Raw genomic sequence first — 17,720 nt, 5'->3', positions numbered from 1 at the left:
TAGAATATTACTCCTGAGATCGATCAGGTTGCCCACGTGCAAAGCGAACAAAAGCGAAAATATTGACTTGAAAGCGCGCATTACCTGCGGTAGTGATCTGGCCTGAGGATTGAAGAGTCGGGAGGGACCTTTGTCACGCAGCGAGAGCCCAGTTTATGACGTTTTCGTCATTGGTGGCGGGATCAATGGCTGCGGTATTGCGCGTGACGCTGCAGGTCGCGGGCTGAAGGTCGGACTGGCCGAAATGAATGATCTGGCCTCTGCCACGTCGTCTGCGTCCACCAAACTTTTCCATGGTGGCCTGAGATACCTCGAATATTTTGAAATCCGGCTGGTGCGGCACGCTCTTGAAGAGCGGGAGACACTGCTGCGGGCCATGCCGCATATCAGCTGGCCCATGCGTTTTGTGCTTCCATACCATCCTGACATGCGGTTCGAGGGGTCGACGCCGACCTCGCGCATTCTGAACACGGTGATGCCCTGGATGAAGGGGCGCAGGCCGGCATGGCTGATCCGCTTCGGTCTTTTTCTGTATGACAGTCTCGGGGGGCGGAAGATCCTGCCATCCACGACAACTCTGTCGCTGGGCGGAACACCCGAAGGCGCGCCGATCGAGGAGCGTTTTGAGAAAGCCTATGAGTATTCCGACTGCTGGATCGAGGACTCGCGGCTGGTGGTTCTGAACGCGCGTGATGCCGAACAGCGCGGCGCAGACATCATGGTGCGCACGCGCGTTGTCTCGGCATCCCGGGTGGACGACGTCTGGCAGGTCGTGACCGAAGACACCATGAGCGGCGAGCAGCGACAGGTTTCTGCGCGCATGCTGGTCAATGCAGGCGGCCCCTGGGTCGGCGACATTATTCAGCAGAAGGTGCGGATTAATTCGACCGAAGGTGTGCGTCTGGTACGCGGCAGCCACATTGTCACGCGGCGCCTCTATGACCACGACAAGTGCTATTTCTTCCAGGGAGCAGACGGGCGGATTATCTTTGCGATACCCTATGAAACTGATTTCACTCTGATTGGCACGACCGATGCGGAGCACAGCGATCCGGACACAGTACCGCACTGCACCGACGAAGAGCGCGATTATCTCATCAGTTTTGTAAACCAGTATCTGCGCCGGGATATCAGCGCCGAAGACGTCGTCTGGAGCTATTCCGGGGTGCGCCCGCTTTATGACGATGGCGCAAGCAGTGCGACTGCGGCAACGCGCGATTACACGCTAAAGGTGGATGACACCGGCGGCGCGCCGATACTGAACGTTTTCGGGGGCAAGATTACGACTTATCGAAAGCTCGCCGAAGATGCGATGGAAAAGATCGTGCCGTTCTTCAGCGGGACATCCGGGCACTGGACTGCCGGAGTGGCGCTGCCGGGTGGTGATTTCGCGGTCGATGGTTTTGACATGCTGGTCACGCGCCTGCACGAAGACTATCCGTATCTGTCTGAATTCTGGGCACGCCGGCTGGTGCGTGCCTATGGCACCGACAGCTGGAACGTGCTGGGGGATGCGGCCGGTGAAAAAGCGCTGGGGCGCAATTTTGGCGCGACGCTGACCGAACGCGAAGTGCTCTGGCTGATGACACGCGAATACGCCCGAACGGCCGAAGACGTGGTGTGGCGGCGCAACAAGCTGGGCCTGAGACTGACGGATACAGAAGTGGCCGATCTGGACGCGTTTATGCGTGAACAGTGGCCGAACCTGCAGTCGGAGGCTGCAGAATAATAAGGGGGAGGATGGCATGACCCTGATTCTTGAGGGAGTGTCGAAAACGGTAGGTGGGGAAACCCATATTTTCCCGACTGATCTGGAGCTGCAGAGGGGCACGATGAATGTGCTGCTCGGGCCTACCTTGTCGGGAAAAACATCGCTGATGCGGCTCATGGCTGGTCTCGATGTGCCGGCAACGGGGCGCGTGATCTGGAATGGCGACGATGTTACGGGCATGCGCGTGCAGGACCGCAAGGTGGCCATGGTCTATCAGCAGTTCATCAACTACCCGTCGATGACCGTCTACGATAACATCGCCTCGCCGATGAAGCTGATGGGGCAGACGCGCAAGGAAATCGATGCGCGTGTCCGCGAGACGGCGGAGCTTATGCAGCTGACGCCGATGCTCGACCGCAGGCCGCTGGAGCTTTCTGGCGGGCAGCAGCAACGGTGTGCGCTGGCGCGTGCCCTGGTCAAGAACGCAGGTCTGGTGTTGCTGGACGAGCCGCTTGCAAACCTCGACTACAAACTCCGCGAAGAACTGCGGGCCGAAATTCCGCGCATTTTCGAAGAGTCCGGGTCCATTTTTGTCTATGCCACCACCGAGCCGGAAGAAGCACTGCTGCTGGGCGGAAATACTGCGGCCCTGTGGGAGGGGCGTGTAACTCAGTTCGGACCAACGCCATCGGTTTACCGGCGCCCGGTCAATGCAACGACCGCCAGAGTGTTCTCTGATCCGCCTATGAATTTTCTGCCCGTCCGCAAGGAGGGCAGTGAGCTGCGCTTTGGTGCGGGCCAGTCGACGCCCGTTCCTGCGACCGCGTCGGGTCTCAGTGACGGTGAATATACCGCCGGTTTCCGCCCCAATCACCTGGAACTCGCGCCGCATGTTGCTGGCACCATGCGGTTCGACACGCGGCTGAGCGTAACCGAGATCACCGGGTCGGAAACATTCGTGCACCTTGATCACGGCGGAGCGCGCTGGGTCGGGCTGGTCCATGGCGTTCACAGCCTTCAGCCGGGCCAGGATCTCTCTGTCTACCTTGATCCTGCGCATGTCTATCTCTTCGGAACCGACGGCGCGCTTGTGTCGGCAGCACCCTATGCGGAGGCGGCGTAATGGCCAAGATCACCCTCGATAACCTGGCGCATTCCTATCTTGCCAACCCGAAATCCGAGGACGACTTTGCCCTCAAAGAGCTGAACCACGACTGGGTAGATGGTGAGGCTTATGCACTGCTTGGCGCGTCCGGTTGTGGCAAATCCACTCTTCTGAACATCATTTCCGGCCTTTTGCACCCCAGTCAGGGACGCATTCTGTTCAATGACGAGGATGTCACCTACGCACCAACGGCCGAGCGCAACATTGCACAGGTTTTTCAGTTTCCGGTTGTGTATGACACCATGACGGTACGCGACAATCTTGCGTTCCCGCTGCGCAACAGGGGCGAGGACGCGGCCTATGTCGCGCAACGGGTGTCACAGATCGCTCAGATGATCGGCATGGAGGCAGAACTGGACCGCAAAGCCCGTGGGCTGACCGCCGATGCCAAACAGAAGATCTCTCTGGGTCGTGGTATGGTGCGCGAGGACGTGAATGCACTGCTTTTTGACGAGCCGCTGACGGTGATCGACCCGCATATGAAGTGGGAGCTGCGTACGCAGCTGAAGTCTCTGCACCACGAATTCGGCCACACCATGATCTACGTGACCCACGATCAGACAGAGGCACTGACCTTCGCGGACAAGGTGGTGGTGATGTATGATGGACGGGTTGTGCAGATCGGAACGCCCCAGGAGTTGTTTGAGCGGCCTGCACATACTTTCGTGGGCTATTTCATCGGCTCGCCGGGCATGAACCTTTTTGATGCTGAGATCGACGGCCACACCGCGCGTATTGCCGGTGTCCGCGTGCCACTCGGCGCTGCATATCAGCCTGCAGGCAGCAAGCTGCAGGTCGGCGTGCGTCCGGAGTTTATCAGGATCGGCAATGCCGAAAACGGCCTGCCTGCGCGGATCAAACGGGTCGAGGACGTCGGTCGCCACAAAATCGTGCGCCTTGATGTGGACGGGACCGAAATCAGCGCCATCGCCGGTGAGAATGACCAGATATCGGCCGATGCACCGCGCGTCACCTTCGATCCGAAGGGCATCAATGTTTACGCCGACGACTGGCGCGTACCACCGCAGGGGGAGGCGGCCTGATGAACAAGACAGTCAATCAGAAAGCCTGGTTCCTGGTGCTGCCGGTTCTTGTACTGGTGGCTTTTTCGGCGGTGATCCCGCTGATGACCGTGGTCAACTACTCGGTTCAGGACACATTCGGGAACAATGAGTTTTTCTGGGCAGGGCTCGAGTGGTTCGAGGTTATGCTGGCAGAAGAGCGCATGTGGGACGCGCTCTGGCGCCAGCTGATGTTCTCGGGAATTATTCTTGCGATTGAGATTCCGCTGGGAATTTACGTGGCGCTGAACATGCCAAAGGGAGGGTTCTGGGCCTCTTTCTGCCTGGTTCTGATGTCACTGCCGCTGCTGATCCCGTGGAATGTGGTCGGTACGATCTGGCAGATTTTCGGCCGCGTCGACATCGGCCTGCTGGGATACACGCTGGATAAAATGGGTATCTCCTACAACTATACACAGGATATCGTTGCCGCCTGGGTTACCGTGATCGTCATGGATGTGTGGCATTGGACGTCGCTTGTGGCACTGCTGGCCTATGCCGGGCTTCAGTCGATCCCGAACGCCTATTACCAGGCGGCCAAGATCGACCAGGCCAGCCGCTGGGCCGTGTTCCGCTATATTGAACTGCCCAAGATGGCCGGCGTTCTGATGATCGCGATCCTGCTGCGGTTTATGGACAGCTTTATGATCTACACCGAGCCCTTCGTGGTGACCGGCGGGGGGCCTGGCAATGCGACGACCTTCCTGTCGATTGACCTGGTGAAAATGGCGCTGGGTCAGTTTGACCTCGGACCGGCAGCTGCCTTCTCGATCATGTACTTCCTTGTGATCCTGCTGATCTCCTGGGTGTTCTACACCGTGATGACGAACCTCGACAAAAGGGATGGTGTCTGATGTCTGATGCAACTGTTCAGGCCCCTGCGGGCACCGTATCCAGCAGCAGCGCCGCGGTTGCACGGCGCAGGCAACCCCGGATCAACCGGTCTGCCATCGTGATGGGGCTTTATCTGCTCTTTCTGCTGCTGCCGATCTACTGGCTGCTCAACATGAGCCTCAAGACGAACACCGAAATTCTGGGTGAGTTTTCTCTGTTCCCGCGCGACCTGACGCTGGCCAATTATGTGAAAATTCTGACGGATGAGAGCTGGTACATCGGCTATGTCAACTCGCTGATCTACGTGGTGATGAATACCGTGATCAGTCTGGCTGTGGCGCTGCCTGCGGCGTACGCGTTCAGCCGGTACAGTTTTATGGGGGACAAACATCTGTTCTTCTGGCTGCTGACGAACCGGATGGCGCCGCCAGCCGTTTTCGCGCTGCCGTTCTTTCAGCTTTATTCGTCGGTCGGCCTTTTTGATACGCATATCGCGGTGGCTCTGGCGCATTGTCTCTTCAACGTGCCGCTGGCGGTCTGGATCCTCGAAGGTTTCATGCGCGGCGTGCCCAAGGAAATCGACGAAACAGCATATCTTGATGGCTATTCTTTCCCGCGTTTCTTCGTGCGCATTTTCATGCCGCTGATCGCGAGCGGGATCGGCGTCGCGGCATTCTTCTGTTTCATGTTCTCCTGGGTAGAACTGCTGCTCAGCCGTACTCTCACAACGGTTGACGCCAAGCCGATTGCTGCCATCATGACGCGAACGCAGGGGGCTGCGGGCATCGACTGGGGTGTGCTGGCCGCGGCAGGTGTCCTGACGATCGCGCCGGGGGCTTTGGTGATTTATTTCGTGCGCAACTACATCGCCAAGGGCTTTGCCCTGGGCCGGGTATAAGGGGGGAAGCACTATGGCATGGATGGCCTGGACGATACCGACCGCAATTTTCTTCGGCGTGATCGCCTGTCTGCTGATCACCTTCACAATTCTTGCAATCAAATTTCCGGAGACGCCGCGCGTCGGCATTCTCCGCATTGAAACAACGCGGGGTGACCGTCTGTTCATCACGCTGTTGGGCTCGGCCTTTATCAATCTGATCTGGCTGGGTCTTGAGGTCGCACCGCAGCCCTATGCGCTGCTGGCGTGCCTTGTCTGGGCCGCAGTGGTTTTCCGCTGGGTCTGAGACAGGAAGAATGGTGCGTCCGGCTACGTTCCGGGCGGCCGTACATACAGTTCAAAGAGTCTAAGGGAGGGCCAGAATGAACTTTTCACTGAAATCAACCACAGCTGTGGGCGCGATGGTCGCGTGTATGGCAATGCCGGCGTGGGCCGACATGGAGGCTGCAAAGGCGTTTCTCGACAACGAGATTGCCGGACTGTCCGTGCTGGACCGTGCGGAGCAGGAAGCGGAGATGCAGTTCTTTGTTGATGCTGCGGCACCGTTCCAGGGCATGGAAATCAAGGTGGTATCCGAGACGATCACCACACATGAATATGAAAGCCAGGTTCTTGCACCGGCATTCACAGCCATTACCGGCATCAAGGTCACGCACGACCTGATCGGCGAAGGTGACGTTGTTGAGAAGCTGCAGACACAGATGCAGTCGGGCGAAAACATCTACGACGCCTATGTCAACGACTCCGATCTGATCGGCACGCACTGGCGCTATCAGCAGGTGCGCAACCTGACCGACTGGATGGCAGGCGAGGGCGCGGATGTTACGCTGTCCACGCTGGATGTCGATGATTTCATCGGTACGTCCTTCACCACCGGACCGGATGGTAAACTCTATCAGCTGCCCACACAGCAGTTCGCGAACCTGTATTGGTTCCGCTACGACTGGTTCAATGACGAAAAGAACAAGGCCGATTTCAAAGCCGCCTACGGGTATGATCTCGGTGTTCCGGTCAACTGGACAGCCTATGAGGATATCGCTGAGTTCTTCACAGGTCGTGATCTGAGCCATATGGGTGTCGAAGGCGAAGTCTTTGGCAACATGGACTACGGCAAGAAAGACCCGTCGCTTGGCTGGCGTTACACCGATGCGTGGATGTCCATGGCTGGCATGGGCGACGTTGGTGAGCCAAACGGTCTGCCGGTGGATGAATGGGGTATCCGTGTGAACGAGAACTCCCAGCCGACAGGATCCTGTGTGGCCCGCGGTGGTGCGACCAACTCGCCCGCTGCTGTTTACGCGGTGACCAAGGCCATTGAATGGCTGCAGAAGTACTCGCCACCAGCCGCTGCCGGTATGACCTTCGGCGAAGCGGGTCCGATCCCGGCGCAGGGTAACGTCGCCCAGCAGATGTTCTGGTACACGGCCTTTACCGCGGCAACAGTCGAGCCCGGTCTGCCCGTGATGAACGAGGACGGCACGCCCAAGTGGCGCATGGCGCCCAGCCCGCACGGTGTTTACTGGAAAGAAGGCCAGAAGATCGGCTACCAGGACGCAGGCAGCTGGACACTGATGGAATCCACACCTGTGGACCGTGCAAAGGCCGCATGGCTCTATGCGCAGTTCGTGGTCTCCAAAACGGTTGACCTGAAGAAGTCTGACGTTGGTCTCACGTTCATCCGTGAATCCACCATCGACAGCCAGCACTTCACCGACCGTGCCGACAAGCTGGGTGGTCTGGTTGAATTCTACCGTTCGCCGGCGCGCGTTCAGTGGTCTCCGACCGGTACAAACGTACCTGACTATCCGAAGCTGGCGCAGCTGTGGTGGCAGAACATCGGCGACGCAATGTCCGGTGCCAAAACGCCTCAGGAAGCACTTGATGCTCTGTGCGAAGATCAGGAGCGCGTGCTTCAGCGTCTTGAGCGCGCAGGCGTCCAAGGAGATCTGGGTCCGGTCCTGAACGAAGAGCAGGACGCACAGTACTGGTTTGATCAGCCTGGCGCGCCCTATGCCAAGCTGGAGAACGAGGACGAAGAGCCGATGACCGTCAGCTACGACGAGCTGATCAAGTCCTGGCAGTAAGTCTCTGAGACCGGGGCCGGGGTGCGCTGACTTGCGCCCCGGCCTTTTTTGCGGGTTAATCCCGCCCGAAATACACATCAAATGTCCGGGGGACCCATGACCCATATTCTCGCCATTGATCAGGGAACCACATCGTCGCGCGCCATTCTGTTTGACGCCGACATGAAGATTAAAGCGACCGCCCAGGAAGAGTTTCCGCAACACTTCCCTGACAGTGGCTGGGTCGAGCATGACCCGGGCGATCTGTGGTCGACAACCGCAGGGACCTGTCGGGCGGCAATCGAGAAAGCGGGGCTGGGCCCGGACGAAATAGCCGCCATCGGCATCACAAATCAGCGCGAAACTGTCGTGGTGTGGGACAGGGAGACCGGCAAGCCTGTGTATAATGCAATCGTCTGGCAGGACCGCCGCACAGCGGATTACTGTCGCGAACTGCGCGATGCCGGACACGACAAGATGATCACGGCCCGGACCGGTTTGCTGGCAGATCCTTACTTTTCGGCGACCAAACTGAAATGGATTCTCGACAATGTCGAGGGCGCGCGGGATCGCGCGGGCCGCGGCGAATTGCTGTTCGGGACTGTAGACTGCTTTCTGATCTGGAAGCTGACCGGCGGAGCGGCGCATGTAACTGATGCCACCAACGCGGCGCGCACATCGCTTTATGACATTCACAAAGGGCGCTGGAGTACGACGATCTGCGAGCTCTTTGACATCCCGATGAACATGCTGCCCGAAGTCAAAGACTGTGCCGCAGACTTCGGCATGACCCGACCCGACCTCTTTGGTCGTCCGTTGCCGATCCTGGGTGTTGCCGGTGACCAGCAGGCAGCGACCATCGGCCAGGCGTGTTTTGAGCCCGGCATGCTGAAATCGACCTATGGCACGGGGTGTTTTGCACTGCTTAATACCGGTGAGACCGCTGTGACATCGAACAACCGGCTGCTGACGACCATCGCCTACCAGTTTGATGGCAAACCGACCTATGCCCTCGAAGGCTCCATTTTCGTGGCAGGTGCGGTCGTGCAATGGCTGCGTGACGGGCTGAAAATTATCCGCGATGCTGCAGAAACCCAGCCGCTGGCCGAAAAGGCCGACCCGAACCAGAACATCGTTCTGGTACCAGCGTTTGTCGGCCTCGGTGCACCTTACTGGAACGCGGAGTGCCGCGGCGCGATCTACGGTCTGACCCGGAACTCGGGCCCCGAGGAGTTTGCGCGTGCGGCGCTGGAGAGCGTGGGATACCAGACCCGCGATCTGCTGGAGGCGATGCAGGCCGACTGGCAGGGCGAAGGGGCGGGTGCGACCCTGCGCGTGGATGGTGGCATGTCGGCGTCTGACTGGGCGATGCAGTTCCTGTCTGACATTATTGGAGCGTCGGTCGACCGGCCCGAGGTTCTGGAAACAACGGCGCTGGGTGCTGCATGGCTCGCGGGGCAGCGGGCGGGGGTCTACCCGGACAAGGAAGGTTTCGCGCAGAGCTGGCGACTGGAGCGGACATTTGATCCGCAGATGCCCGAAGACCTGCGCTCAACAAAATATGGCAACTGGAAACGCGCTGTGTCTTCTACGCTGGCGTACTGAGGTCTGGTGCTGACACCGTTCACCTTTCTGACCGCAGGTCGCGTGGTTTTCGGCCGCGGGGTATCTGATCAGGTCGCCGGCATCGTTTCGGGCTTTGGCGCGCGTGTCCTGCTGGTCAGGGGCCGCTCGGTGCCCTTTGCAGACAGCCTTGTCCGGGCGCTCGAGGCATCGGGCGCGCAGGTCACGCCTGTCAGTTGCACGGCAGAGCCCGACGTGCGGATGGTTTCCAGAGGGCTGGAGGCGGGACGCGGCGCGGCATGCAATGTCGTGGTTTCAGTCGGCGGTGGCGCTGTGATCGATCTTGGGAAAGCGATCGCCGCACTTCTGCCCGGAGGCGGGCAGGTTCTTGATCACCTCGAGGGTGTCGGCGGCGGTGCCCCTCTGATGCAGAATCCGTTGCCCTTTGTTGCCGTGCCGACAACCTCCGGAACCGGTGCCGAAGTGACCAGGAACGCAGTGATCGCGGTGCCGGAGGCAGGTCGCAAGGTCAGCCTGCGCGATGACAGGATGTTGCCGGATGTTGCCGTAATCGACCCTGCGCTGACAGATGGGTCGCCACGGTCCGTTACACTCTCCGCCGGGCTGGATGCGGTCACACAGGTGATCGAGCCGCTGCTGTGCAACAGGCACAATCCGGTAACCGACGCCTTATGCCGCGCTGCGATTCCGCAGGGTCTGCAGGCGCTTGCGGTTCTTGAGCAGCGCGAGGACCGCGATGCGCGCGATGCGATGGCTTTTTGCAGTCTGGCCGGCGGATTGGCGCTGGCCAACGCAGGGCTTGGCGCTGTGCATGGCCTTGCAGGCGTGCTGGGTGGCCGCCTCGGCGCGCCGCATGGTCTGATCTGCGGCCGTCTTCTTGGTCCGGTTCTTGTGGCGAACAGGGATGAAATGCAAAAGAGTGGCGCAGACGTTGCAAGATTTGACGAAGTCCAAGCGATGTTTGCCGGCGCGTTTCACCTGCAGGGGGACGTATTCGCGCAGATCCAGCCGATGCTGGACCGCTGGGGCGTTGCCCGTCTTGGGGCCTGGGTGCGCGATGATACTGATCTTTCTGCCATTGCAGATGAGGCCGAAACGGCGTCTTCCATGAAAGCAAACCCCTGCGGGCTGTCACGCGACACGCTTGTCAGCATCATGCGCGACGCGATCTGAACTCTGTTTCCAAGGTAAACTGTCGGAAGCGGGTTTCCGCACTATCTGGTTTCAGGAGGCTGTCCGGCGCGCAGATATGACGCACCCCGTACGCACGTCAGATGCAAATCAGGCATTGCACTTTTTGCCGGGATGTGATCGTTAGCGCTAACAAGACTTCAGATTGCCCGATGTCATCGCGGGCCAGACGATTCAGGAGAAACACCATGTCGCATACTGTCGGAATAAACGGATTTGGTCGCATTGGCCGTGGCGTGCTGCGTGCGCTGGCAGAAAACGACATTTCCGATGTTGAAGTAACCGCCATAAACGATCTGTCGTCGCCGGAAACGCTGGCGCATCTGCTCAAGTACGACTCTGTTCACGGGCGCTTTCAGGGTGAGGTTTCCGTTCAGGGCAATGCACTTGTTGTTAATGGAAAAACTATCGAGGTCACGGCGACGCGCGATCCGGCAGAACTGCCATGGGACGGTGTGGATGTTGCTATGGAATGCACCGGTTTCTTTACCAAGCGTTCCGCTGCTGAGGCACACCTGAAAAACGGATCCGGGCGCGTTCTGATCTCTGCGCCGGGTACAGATGTTGACCGGACCGTAGTGTTTGGCGTCAACGACAAGGACATGACCAAAGATGACGTTATCGTCTCTAATGCATCTTGCACAACGAACTGCCTGGCGCCTGTTGCCTATGTTCTCGACAATCTGGTCGGTATCAAAACGGGCTATATGACGACAATCCATGCCTATACAGGCGATCAGCCCTCGCACGATTCCGCCCACAAGGACCCATACCGGGGCAGGGCAGCGGCCTTGTCTATGGTGCCGACCTCCACCGGGGCTGCGCGTGCGATTTCGCTCGTTCTTCCGCATCTGGAGGGCCGCCTCGAAGGATCGGCAGTGCGGGTGCCGACGGCGAACGTATCGCTGGTGGATCTGGTCTTTGTGCCGGAGAAAACAGCAACCAAAGACGAGATCAACGCCGCCATGAAGGCCGCGGCAGAGGGTCCGCTCAAAGGTATTCTCGGGTACGAAGCTGATCCGCTGGTATCGATCGACTTCAACCATGATCCGCATTCGTCGACATTCGCTCCGGCACAGACCAGCGTGACGGCAGACGGGCTGATCCGCGTGGTCAGCTGGTATGACAACGAATGGGGCTTTGCCAACCGTATGGTCGACACTGGCCGCAAGCTGGCCGCATTGTCCAAATCCTGACGCGGCCAGTCCGTTACAAACCTTCTCTGAGGAGGTACTATGACACTGAATGACACGATCGCGCGCGTCACTGATCGCATTATTGCGCGCAGCGAAGGCCCGCGGGGCGACTATCTTAACCGAATGCGGGCTGCCCGTTCCAAAGGGCCCGCCCGTGCACACCTGAGCTGCAGTGGCCAGGCGCATGCATATGCCGGCGCCGGTCCTGATCAGGATGCACTGGCCCATAAGTCAGCCGGCAATCTGGGCATTGTGACGACGTACAACGACATGCTCTCGGCGCATCAGCCGTTTGAACGCTACCCGGAACTGATCCGCGAGGCCGCACGTGAAGCGGGTGGTACGGCGCAGGTGGCGGGCGGTGTTCCGGCGATGTGTGATGGTGTCACACAGGGCGAACCGGGCATGGAACTGAGCCTGTTTTCGCGTGACGTGATTGCCATGGCGACTGCTGTGGCCATGAGCCACAACACTTTTGATGCAGCGGTCTATCTGGGTGTCTGTGACAAGATTGTTCCGGGTCTTGTGATCGCAGCGCAGACTTTCGGGCATGTGCCGACCATTTTCCTGCCAGCCGGGCCTATGACGTCCGGGCTGTCCAACGAAGAGAAAAGCCAGGTGCGTCAGAAATTTGCCGCCGGAGAGGTCGGGCGCGAAGAGCTGATGAAAGCCGAGATGGGCGCATACCACGGCCCCGGCACCTGCACCTTTTACGGTACAGCAAACACCAACCAGATGCTCATGGAATTCATGGGAATGCATCTGCCGGGCACCAGCTTTGTGACGCCGAACACCGGGTTGCGCGATGCGCTGACCAAAGAAGGGGCGCGCCGCGCGCTGGCGATGTCGGACCTCGGGAACGACTATACGCCGGTTTATGACGTGCTTGACGAAAAGGCCTTTGTGAACGGCATTGTCGGACTGAATGCCACGGGCGGGTCGACAAACCTGCTGATTCATCTGGTCGCAATGGCGCGGGCCGGGGGCATCATCATCGACTGGGCTGATTTTTCTGATATCTCAGAGGTCACGCCGCTGCTGGCGCGGGTGTATCCGAACGGCCTTGCGGATGTGAACCATTTCCACGCAGCCGGTGGCCTTGGCTATATGATCCACGAGCTGCTGGGCGCGGGACTGCTGCATGCTGATACAACAACGGTCGCGGGCGGTGGTCTGGAGCTTTATACGCAGGAGCCCAAGCTGCGCGACGGCAAAGCCGTCTGGGAGCCGGGCACAACGCGCAGTCTGAACGAGAAAATTGTGCGGCCCGCGGCTGATCCTTTTCAGCAGACCGGTGGTCTGAAACGGCTGACCGGGTCAATGGGGAACGCTGTGATGAAGGTCTCGGCAGTCAAACCGGAACACCAGATTGTCGAGGCACCTGTGCGTGTGTTCAACGATCAGGAAGAAGTCAAAGCCGCCTGCCGGGCGCAGGAAATCAAAACCGATACCGTTGTGGTCGTGCGCTTTCAGGGGCCAAAAGCCAACGGCATGCCAGAGCTGCACAGCCTGACACCATTGATGAAAAACCTGCAGGCCAGGGGCATTAACGTGGCGCTCGTGACAGATGGACGGATGTCCGGCGCATCCGGTTCTGTGCCGGCGGCGATCCACGTCAGCCCCGAGGCTCTGGACGGCGGGGCGATCTGCAAGCTGCAGGATGGTGACATTGTCCGCGTTGACGCGGTTGCCGGCACGCTGGATATTCTCACCGAAGGTGTTGAGGACCGTACGCCCGCCACGGCGGATCTGTCCGGCAATGAATTTGGGCTCGGGCGCGAGCTTTTCCGCAATTTCCGTCGCGAAGTCGGAACCGCCGATACCGGCGCCTGCGTCTTTTACTGAAGGAACGGACTGATGATGACACCCGGTCAGGCAAGCCAGCGCGCCAGAGAAATCTGTGGTCTCGCTCCTATTGTGCCGGTGCTGGTGGTAAAGGACGCAGCGACCGCGCGCCCTCTGGCCGAAGCCCTGGTGGCCGGTGGTCTTCCGGCGCTTGAAGTGACGCTCCGCACACCAGCCGCGCTCGACGTGATCTCTGAGATGGCGAAAGTCCCCGGCGGTGTCGTCGGGGCGGGTACGCTGGTGACGCCGGCGGATGTGGTAGCCGCCAAAGCGGCCGGCGCCACCTTTGGCGTCTCGCCCGGGGCAACAGATGCATTGCTGGCTGCCTGCGAAGAACACGAACTGCCGCTGCTCGCCGGCGCGGCCACAGCCTCTGAAGCGATGCGGCTTTTTGAGCGCGGATATGACGTTCTGAAATTCTTTCCGGCCGAGGCCTCAGGCGGTGCTCCCGCGCTCAAAGCCATCGGTGCGCCGCTGCCGCATATTTCGTTTTGCCCCACCGGTGGGGTGAGCCCTTCAAATGCAATGGATTACCTGTCGCTGCCCAATGTACTCTGCGCCGGTGGCAGCTGGGTGGCGCCGGCCGATAAGGTAGCCGCGGGCGACTGGGCAGGCATTGAAACCCTGGCCGCCGAGGCCTCGCAGCTCGGGCGGTGATCTTCCGGGCCAATTGACGCCACACCGTCCGGTCAGGGAAAACCAGACGACAGTTTTTCGGGGAATGACATGATACTGTGTTGCGGAGAAGCGCTTATTGATATGATCCCGACGCCTGTTACGACAGGTGGCACGGGATTTGTGCCACATGCGGGTGGGGCCGTTTTCAATACGGCCATCGCGCTGGGCCGGCTGGGCGTTGGTACCGGTTTTCTCACGGGTATGTCCCGGGACCTCTTTGGCGAGCAGCTGCGCGAAGCGCTTGAACACAGCGGTGTGGATGCACGGTTCGCCGTGTTGTCTGATCTGCCGACCACGCTGGCCTTTGTACGGCTCACAGATGGCCATGCGACCTACACATTCTACGATGAGAATACCGCCGGGCGCAGCCTGTTTCCCGACCAGTTGCCGGATCTGCCGGACAGTATCGAAACGCTTTATTTCGGGGGCATCAGCCTGATCAGCGAACCCTGCGCGGATTTTTACGCCGGTCTTGCGCTGCGCGATGCAGACAGCCGCGCGATCGTCATGGACCCGAATATCCGGCCTGGCTTTATCCGGGACGAGGCGCGGTACCGGGCGCGCCTTGATCTGATGATTGCGCGCACGGACATCCTGAAAGTCTCGGACGAGGATCTGGAGTGGATTCTGCCCGGTCCGGGCCCGCTGGCGGAAAAAGCACAGGCGATCCTGGCGAAAGGGCCAGGCGTTGTGATTGTGACGCGGGGTGGCGATGGCGCTTCGGCGTATCTCGCGGATGGGACCGCAGTTGAAGCGCCCGCGCAAAGGGTCGAGGTCGTCGATACGGTCGGTGCGGGCGACACCTTCAACGCCGGTGTGCTCGAGGCGCTCAGTGCCGGCGGATACCTGAAAAAGTCGCGTATTTCAGACATTTCAGCAGCTCAGATGGAAAAGGCGCTGGCACGCGGTGCCGCCGTCGCCGCCGTCACCGTTTCCAGGGCAGGGGCCAACCCACCCTGGGCCCGTGAGCTTTCGGGCTTGGACCTCGCGTGACTTCGCATTAGGTTCGCCGCTCAGAATCCGGGCACAGGTGTGGCCCCGACAACAGTAAAGAGATTATATGCCTGATCAGAGCATTCCCGACGTTTCCGAGTTCAGCGCCGCGATTCTGCGCCACCTCAAACAATCACTGGGCAAAGACGCCCCGCACGCTTCCCGGTATGACTGGCGCATGTCGCTGTCACTGGCGCTGCGCGACATGGTGGTCGACCCCTGGTTCGAAAGCACGCGCCGGACCTACGAAGCCCGTGGCAAACGGGTGTATTACCTGTCGATGGAGTTCCTGATCGGACGTCTGATCGAGGATGTCGCGGTCAACCTGCGCATGGAAGATGTGGCGCGGGACGCCATGACTGAGCTGGGCCAGGACTATGCGCTTGTCGTCGCCGACGAGCCTGATGCCGCCCTGGGGAACGGCGGCCTGGGGCGTCTTGCGGCCTGTTTTATGGATTCACTGGCAACCCTCGGCATCCCTGCATACGGATATGGCATCCGCTACGAACACGGCCTTTTTGAACAGCATTTTGACAAGGGCCGCCAGGTCGAGACAGCTGAAACCTGGCTGGAACAGCGACATGTCTGGGAGTTCGAGCGCCCCGAAGTCTCTTATCCCATCCGTTTTGGTGGCCACGTCAGCGAAGAGGGCGACCGCTCTGTCTGGCATCCTGCCGAAACTGTCATCGCCTCCGCCTATGATACCCCGGTGGTGGGCTGGCGCGGTCGCTGGGCGAACACCCTGCGCCTCTGGGCAGCACGCCCTGACATCAGCTTTGACCTGGAGAGTTTCAACCGCGGCGACTATCTGGCAGCCAGCGCTCCCGAAGCCCTTGCAAGGACCATCAGCCGGGTTCTCTATCCTGACGACACGACCGACATCGGGAAAGAGCTGCGCCTGAAGCAGGAGTATTTCTTTACCTCCGCGTCGCTGCAGGATCTCATCCGGCGCTTTCTCAGCGAAGAGGGTGATCTGAACACCCTTGCCGATCACGTGGCAATTCAGCTCAACGATACGCACCCGGCCATTGCGGGGCCGGAACTGGTGCGCATTCTGATGGATGATCATGGTTTCGAAGTGTCGCGCGCAATTTCTGTTGCCCGCGGTTGTCTTGCCTATACCAACCATACGCTGTTGCCCGAAGCGCTGGAACGCTGGCCAGAAGATCTCTTTGCGCGGGTTCTGCCGCGACATCACCGGATCATTCAGCTGATAGAAGCGTCCCACTTTGCAGAAGCCGGTGAGGCTGTGCGCATCATCGAACACGGTGAAGTCAAAATGGGTGAGCTGGCTTTTGTCATGGCACATCGCGTAAACGGGGTTTCGGCGCTGCACTCTGATCTGGTGAAGGAAACCGTATTTGCCGATCTGAACGCGGCTTATCCGGGGCGCATCATCAACCAGACGAACGGTATTACGCCACGCCGCTGGCTGTATTCGTGCAATCCGCCTCTGCGCGACCTGATCAACGATACGATCGGAACCGCCTGGCCGGATGATCTGGAACAGCTGCAGGGGCTGAACGCACATCTTGACGACCCGGCGTTTATTGACCGGTTCCAGGCAGCCAAGGATGCCAATAAAACGCGACTTGCAGCATGGCTGAAGGATCGTGACGGCGTGACGCTGAACACAGACGCAATGTTTGATGTTCAGATCAAACGCATCCACGAGTACAAACGCCAGCTGATGAACCTGCTGGAAACGGTGGCCCTCTGGAACGACATTCGTGACAATCCGGCTGCGCAGAAAACGCCACGGGTCAAAATTTTCGCCGGCAAGGCAGCGCCGGGGTACGTGGTGGCCAAAGAGATCATTCATCTGATCAATGATGTGGCCACTGTGATCAACGCCGATCCGGCAACGCGCGACCTTTTGCAGGTGGTCTATCCGGAGAACTACAATGTTTCCATGGCGGAGGTGCTGATCCCGGCAACGGACCTGAGCGAGCAGATCTCAACTGCGGGCAAGGAGGCCTCCGGCACGGGTAACATGAAATTTGCCCTCAACGGCGCACCGACGATCGGCACACTTGATGGAGCGAACGTGGAAATCCGCGACTGTGTCGGGGCGGAAAACTTCTTCCTCTTCGGTCTGACAGCAGCCCAGGTGGCGGAACGGCGGATGGAGCCGGGATATGCCGCGCGCGCGGTTGCTGCCAGCCCGCGTCTCGGCCGTGTCCTTGAACAGATACGCTCCGGTGTGTTTTCGCCCGGTCAGAAGGACAGGTATGCCGGTCTGGTCGAGGGACTGATCAACCACGACTACTTCCTCGTGACCTGCGACTTTGACAGCTACTATGACACCCAGCGCGTGGTGGACGATGCCTTTGCTGACCGCAAGGCATGGACACGGCTTGCGGCACTCAACACTGCGCGGGTAGGGTGGTTCTCGTCCGACAGGACGATCAGCGGCTATGCACGTGACATCTGGAACGTGCAGTCGCTCAGTGCGGAGGGCGGTTCGCGGCGCGACGTCGCCTGATCCGTCTGAGCCGGGA

14 protein-coding genes are annotated in these 17,720 nt (G+C 59.7%); all 14 read left to right on the top strand.

Going from position 1 to position 17,720, the window contains the following annotated elements; all coding sequences use genetic code 11:
* Positions 1-130: 130 nt before the first annotated feature.
* Positions 131-1,729, top strand: a complete 1,599-nt coding sequence (glpD, locus tag Q0792_RS04900; protein WP_298836997.1) for a glycerol-3-phosphate dehydrogenase — start codon at positions 131-133, stop codon at positions 1,727-1,729.
* A 16-nt stretch (positions 1,730-1,745) separates the two neighbouring features.
* The gene (locus Q0792_RS04895; RefSeq protein WP_298836995.1) at positions 1,746-2,834 is read left to right on the top strand and encodes an ABC transporter ATP-binding protein; all 1,089 of its coding nucleotides are present in this window, start codon (positions 1,746-1,748) and stop codon (positions 2,832-2,834) included.
* Positions 2,834-3,919, top strand: a complete 1,086-nt coding sequence (locus tag Q0792_RS04890; RefSeq protein WP_298836993.1) for an ABC transporter ATP-binding protein — start codon at positions 2,834-2,836, stop codon at positions 3,917-3,919. The genes Q0792_RS04895 and Q0792_RS04890 overlap by 1 nt, the downstream gene beginning before the upstream one ends.
* Complete coding sequence (locus Q0792_RS04885) at positions 3,919-4,791, top strand: carbohydrate ABC transporter permease (protein ID WP_298836988.1); 873 nt, start codon at positions 3,919-3,921, stop codon at positions 4,789-4,791. The genes Q0792_RS04890 and Q0792_RS04885 overlap by 1 nt, the downstream gene beginning before the upstream one ends.
* On the top strand, positions 4,791-5,669 hold the full coding sequence (locus tag Q0792_RS04880; RefSeq protein WP_298836986.1) for a carbohydrate ABC transporter permease: 879 nt from the start codon (positions 4,791-4,793) through the stop codon (positions 5,667-5,669). The genes Q0792_RS04885 and Q0792_RS04880 overlap by 1 nt, the downstream gene beginning before the upstream one ends.
* Positions 5,670-5,682: 13 nt before the next feature.
* On the top strand, positions 5,683-5,955 hold the full coding sequence (locus tag Q0792_RS04875; protein WP_298836984.1) for a DUF2160 domain-containing protein: 273 nt from the start codon (positions 5,683-5,685) through the stop codon (positions 5,953-5,955).
* 76 nt (positions 5,956-6,031) lie between these two features.
* A complete protein-coding gene (locus tag Q0792_RS04870) occupies positions 6,032-7,753 on the top strand; it encodes an ABC transporter substrate-binding protein (protein ID WP_298836982.1) in 1,722 nt (573 codons plus the stop codon).
* 96 nt (positions 7,754-7,849) lie between these two features.
* Positions 7,850-9,337: a glycerol kinase GlpK gene (gene glpK / locus Q0792_RS04865; RefSeq protein ID WP_298836980.1), complete on the top strand. Its 1,488-nt coding sequence runs from the start codon at positions 7,850-7,852 to the stop codon at positions 9,335-9,337.
* A 9-nt stretch (positions 9,338-9,346) separates the two neighbouring features.
* The gene (locus Q0792_RS04860; RefSeq protein WP_298838620.1) at positions 9,347-10,489 is read left to right on the top strand and encodes an iron-containing alcohol dehydrogenase; all 1,143 of its coding nucleotides are present in this window, start codon (positions 9,347-9,349) and stop codon (positions 10,487-10,489) included.
* Positions 10,490-10,695: 206 nt separating this feature from the next.
* A complete protein-coding gene (gap, locus tag Q0792_RS04855; protein ID WP_298836978.1) occupies positions 10,696-11,703 on the top strand; it encodes a type I glyceraldehyde-3-phosphate dehydrogenase in 1,008 nt (335 codons plus the stop codon).
* 39 nt (positions 11,704-11,742) lie between these two features.
* Positions 11,743-13,548, top strand: a complete 1,806-nt coding sequence (gene edd / locus Q0792_RS04850; protein WP_298836976.1) for a phosphogluconate dehydratase — start codon at positions 11,743-11,745, stop codon at positions 13,546-13,548.
* Positions 13,549-13,563: 15 nt separating this feature from the next.
* Complete coding sequence (gene eda, locus Q0792_RS04845; RefSeq protein ID WP_298838619.1) at positions 13,564-14,205, top strand: bifunctional 4-hydroxy-2-oxoglutarate aldolase/2-dehydro-3-deoxy-phosphogluconate aldolase; 642 nt, start codon at positions 13,564-13,566, stop codon at positions 14,203-14,205.
* 69 nt (positions 14,206-14,274) lie between these two features.
* Positions 14,275-15,219 carry a carbohydrate kinase gene (locus Q0792_RS04840; protein WP_298836974.1) on the top strand — a complete coding sequence of 315 codons (945 nt, stop codon included), beginning with the start codon at positions 14,275-14,277 and terminating at the stop codon, positions 15,217-15,219.
* Positions 15,220-15,286: 67 nt separating this feature from the next.
* A complete protein-coding gene (locus Q0792_RS04835) occupies positions 15,287-17,704 on the top strand; it encodes a glycogen/starch/alpha-glucan phosphorylase (RefSeq protein ID WP_298836972.1) in 2,418 nt (805 codons plus the stop codon).
* The last annotated feature ends 16 nt before the right edge of the window (positions 17,705-17,720 follow it).

This window comes from uncultured Roseobacter sp. (genome assembly GCF_947495025.1).
Lineage (GTDB): Bacteria > Pseudomonadota > Alphaproteobacteria > Rhodobacterales > Rhodobacteraceae > Roseobacter.
This window is presented reverse-complemented; position numbering and strand designations above follow the sequence as displayed.